3 protein-coding genes are annotated in these 4,588 nt (G+C 39.8%); 2 read left to right on the forward strand and 1 reads right to left on the reverse strand.

Annotation, left to right across the window (positions count from 1 at the left end; genetic code table 11):
- Positions 1 to 2,339, forward strand: a 2,339-nt coding sequence (locus L652_RS0104385) for a prolyl oligopeptidase family serine peptidase (RefSeq protein ID WP_024595380.1), incomplete at its 5' end; no start/stop codon positions are given.
- A gap of 89 nt (positions 2,340 to 2,428) precedes the next feature.
- Here L652_RS0104385 and rrtA read toward each other — a convergent pair.
- Complete coding sequence (gene rrtA / locus L652_RS0104390; RefSeq protein ID WP_024595379.1) at positions 2,429 to 3,025, reverse strand: rhombosortase; 597 nt, start codon at positions 3,023 to 3,025, stop codon at positions 2,429 to 2,431.
- 97 nt (positions 3,026 to 3,122) lie between these two features.
- On the opposite strand from rrtA, the gene ggt reads away from it, so the two are divergent.
- On the forward strand, positions 3,123 to 4,588 hold a 1,466-nt coding region (ggt, locus tag L652_RS0104395; protein ID WP_024603323.1), incomplete at its 3' end, for a gamma-glutamyltransferase.

Here is a 4,588-nt window from a genome sequence, read left to right on the forward strand (position 1 = left end):
CACAAAAAATAACGCTAGAACAAGCAATGGCCGATCCGGATTGGATGGGCAATCAGCCAGAGAGCGCTTATTGGGCTAGCGATTCGGCTACTATTATTTATGCTCAAAAAGAGCAAGGTAATACACTACGCGATTTATTTAGCCAATCGGTTACTAGCCAAACAGCAGAGCAGGTAGCACTTAATAAACTTCATACTGTGGGTTCAAATAAAGCTGTTTATTCAAAAAATAAAACAATGGCGGCCTACACGTTTAAAGGCAATGTGTTTGTTAAAAACCTAAAAACCGGTGAACTTAAGCAAATTACAGCGACATCAGCGAGCGAATCTAAACCACAATTTTTAAATAACGGCGATTTAGTTTACCGCCAAGGCAATGTGTTTTTTAAAGTTGATTTAAAAACAGGCTTAACGAGCGAGCTTGCTAACTTAAAACTTGCTGATGAGCCAAAAGGTATTGAAGAGCCCAGCACGTATATTGCTAAAGAGCAGCATAAATTGATTAAATTTGTGGCGCTTCAACAAAAAAATAAAAAAGATAAGCAAGCGCGCAGTGAGCAAGTTAATGAACAAAACGATTCAATTGCTAATACGGCTTACTACTTAGGTGACGGTAATAAAGTTGCAGAAGCACAGCTTTCGCCAAATGGTGATGCGTTATTAGTCGTTGTACAAAAGCAAACTGATTGGCGTGGTGATGGCGATATTATGCCAAATTATATCACTAATGATGCAACCATTGAGCCTAAAAAAGCACGCCGCCGTGTTGCAGATGCTAAACAAGAAACCTCAAAGCTTGTCTACATCAATTTAACTAACAAAGAGCAAACATCACTTAGCTTTAATACCTTACCGGGCTTTGACGAAGATGTTTTAGCCGCAGTTAAAAAAGAAAATTATGCACGTGATGGTAAAACATATAAGTCCAAAAAGGCACCTCGTGGTATTAACCTTATTATGGACTGGGGTTTTGAGCAAAGCCCAATAGTATGGAACGATGACGGCTCGCAAGTGGCTATCATGCTCGAAGCATGGGACAACAAAGACCGTTGGCTTGCTACTGTAGATTTTAAAAACAACAAACTTGTGTCGCAACATCGCCTGCATGACGACGCATGGATTGCTTATGCGTTTAACGACTTTGGGTGGTTACATAACTCGAACACGCTTTATTACCTATCGGAAGAGTCGGGTTACAGCCAGCTTTATAAAAAACCAGTTAATGGTAGTGCAACCGCGCTAACACAAGGCCAATTTGAGGTTTCTAACTTAACGCTTACAAGTGACGACAGCGCAATTTATTATAAAGCGAATGTTGAACACCCAGGTCTGTACGAAATTTACCGCGTTAACCCGCAAACAGGTAATAGCGAGCAAATTACTGACTTAAATGGCATGACCGATTACACGTTGAGCCCAGATGAAACCAAGTTACTCCTTAAGCACTCTACAATTACTATGCCTAATGAGCTTTACGTAGCAGATGCTAAAGCCAATACAAAAGCAACGCGATTAACGCATACTGTGTCGGATGAGTTTTTAGCTAAAAAGCTAACAGCCCCTAAAATTGTTGCTGTGCCATCGAGCCATACTGATCAACCAATATATGCAAAAGTGTACTACCCAGCTGATTACGTTGAGGGTGAAGTAGGTAAAAATCGTAAAGCGGTTATTTTTAACCACGGCGCGGGTTACTTACAAAATTCACACATGGGTTTTTCGGTTTATTTTCGTGAATTTATGTTCCATTCATTGCTCGCTGATGAAGGTTACATAGTAATGGATATGGATTACCGCGCATCTAAAGGTTACGGGCGTGATTGGCGTACCGCGATTTATCGTCAAATGGGAACACCTGAAACACAAGATTTAGCCGATGGCGTTAAATGGATGGCGCAAAATGCCAACGTTGATACCAAAGCAGTCGGTACTTATGGTGGCTCTTACGGCGGTTTTATGACCTTTATGGCATTGTTTACCGCGCCTGAGTTGTTTCAATCGGGTGCGGCACTTAGACCTGTTACCGATTGGGCACATTACAATACAGGTTATACAGCTAATATATTAAACCATCCTGATGTTGACCCGATTGCGTATGAGCGCAGCTCGCCAATTTATTACGCTGAGGGCTTAAACAAACGTTTATTAATTAATGCCCCAATGGTTGACGATAACGTGTTTTTTCAAGATTCAGTACGTTTAGTGCAGCGCTTAATAGAGCTTGAAAAACAAAACTTTGAAACAGCTATATTTCCTGTTGAACCACATGGTTTTGTACAGCCTTCAAGCTGGTTAGACGAATACCGCCGTATTCATAAGTTATTTAAAGAAACACTTTAATCTTTAACTCTTAAAGTATAAAAACAAAAATGCCGCATTAGTTTAGTTAACTAATGCGGCATTTTTATTGGATTGAACACAATCTAACTTTATTTTTGCTTTTTAAAGTTCTTTTTAAAGAGCTCTATAGCCAATGGTATTGCAAGTAAAGTCCCGCCAATAACACCAATTAAATGTGCATCAATAGCCACAGTGGAGTTAATAAGCTTTCCTATATCAGCATTAGGGCCGCTAAATTGTTCAAACCCTATTTTAATCCATACGCCTATAAATAATAAATAACCTGACTTAAGCCCTACAGTTATATCTTTAACTGCACCCCAAATAATTACACCATGCAGTAGGGCACTTAATCCGGTATAAATATGTATGCTTGGGCAAAACCAATACACGCCGAGTCCACACCACAGTGCTAGCGCAGTTGTATTAAAAGCGTAGCGAGTAGGTGATGTGTATTCGCCATGTAAAAGCCATATTAATAAAACACCACTGGCATTTAATCCCAAATGAGCCCAACTAGCATGAACAAATTGGCTTGAAAAGATTCGCCACAGTTCGCCATCATCAATTAGGCTTCGGTTAAATTCAAGTAAATTATTTAAATCAAATGCAGCAAAAATGGTACTAAAAAGCAGCAGAATAATAGGCGGTAATATATAACGAGGTTGAATAGGTAAATTAAGCATTTTATTATATTTTTTTAGTCAAAATTTTTGCATATTGTGCCCGTTTAACTTTAAGATGCCAAATACAACTACGTAATTAAGTGTTTTTAGTATTTTTATGCATTTTAAACTTAACTCATTATTTGCCATTGGACTGTGCGCAGTATCACTGCCTTCATTTGCACAGCAAGCAACTCAAATTGAAACTCGCGAACCTGAAGCTGCTACTGGATTAATCCATAAAAAAGTAGTGCAAGGTGATAAATACATGGTTGCTGCGGCAAATCCATATGCCTCAAGAGCCGGTCAACAAATTTTAGCCAAAGGCGGCAGTGCCGTAGATGCTGCCATTGCTACTCAACTAGTGCTTACTTTAGTTGAACCGCAATCCTCAGGTATTGGCGGTGGTACATTTATGATGTATTACAACAAAGCTAACAATAAATTGACTAGTTTTGATGGCCGCGAAACTGCACCTGCAAATGCAGACGAAACACTGTTTTTAGATAAACACGGTAAAGCCGTTAAATGGATTGAAGCCGTAGTAGGTGGACGCTCTGTTGGTGTACCCGGTATTTTACATGCCTTTGCAAGCGCACATAAACAATACGGTACATTACCGTGGGAAGCGCTTTTTAAACCGGCTATTGAACTTGCAGAACAAGGATTTGTAGTTTCGCCGCGTTTACATGGCTTATTAGCACGCCAATTAAACCCTGGTGTATTGAGTATGCCGATTATTAACGAATACTTTTACCCAAATGGTAAATTAATTGAAGTGGGTAGTGTTAAAAAGAATCAACCACTTGCTGATTTGTACAAAGACATTGCAAAGCAGGGCATTGATGCATTTTACAAAGGCGAAAATGCAAAACAAATGGTTAATGCGGTACAACACTCTAAAATTGCCCCTGGTAAATTAAGCGTACAAGATTTAGCAGATTATAAAAGTAAAGAGCGCGATGCGGTATGTATTCAATACCGTGCTTATAACGTGTGTTCTATGGCACCACCAAGTAGTGGCGGCGTAGCAGTACTGCAAATGCTTGGCTTGCTTGAACATAAAGATATGAGCGCACTTAAGCCAAATGGCGAAAAGGCGATTCATTACTTTAGCCAAGCTTCGCGTATTGCATTTGCCGATCGCGATATGTACATGGGCGATCCCGATTTTACTCAAGTACCTACACAAGAGCTCTTAAACAAAGATTATATTGCCTCACGCGCTAAATTAATTACCGAAACAGACCAAAAAGCCGTAGCAGGTAATCCTGTAGGGTACTTAAGTTATGCAATGGATGATTCATACGAGTTACCTTCTACCTCACATGTATCTATTGTAGATAGTAAAGGTAATGCCGTTTCGATGACCAGTTCAATTGAAATGGCGTTTGGCTCTACGGTTATGGTTAATGGCTTTATTTTAAATAACCAACTAACTGACTTTTCGTTATCGCCACGTAAAAACGGCAAGCTTGTAGCAAACCGTGTAGAGGCTGGTAAACGCCCGCGTAGCTCTATGTCACCGGTAATGGTATTTAATAAAGATGGTAGCTTACGCTTAATCGTAGGCTCACCTGGTGG

The sequence above is a fragment of the Pseudoalteromonas sp. TB25 genome (assembly GCF_000497995.1).
In the GTDB taxonomy this organism is placed as follows: Bacteria; Pseudomonadota; Gammaproteobacteria; order Enterobacterales; family Alteromonadaceae; genus Pseudoalteromonas; species Pseudoalteromonas distincta.

Coding starts and splice junctions, on each gene's coding strand:
- rrtA (WP_024595379.1), bottom strand. CDS start 3,025: ATGCTTAATTTACCTATTCAACCTCGTTATATATTACCGCCTATTATT.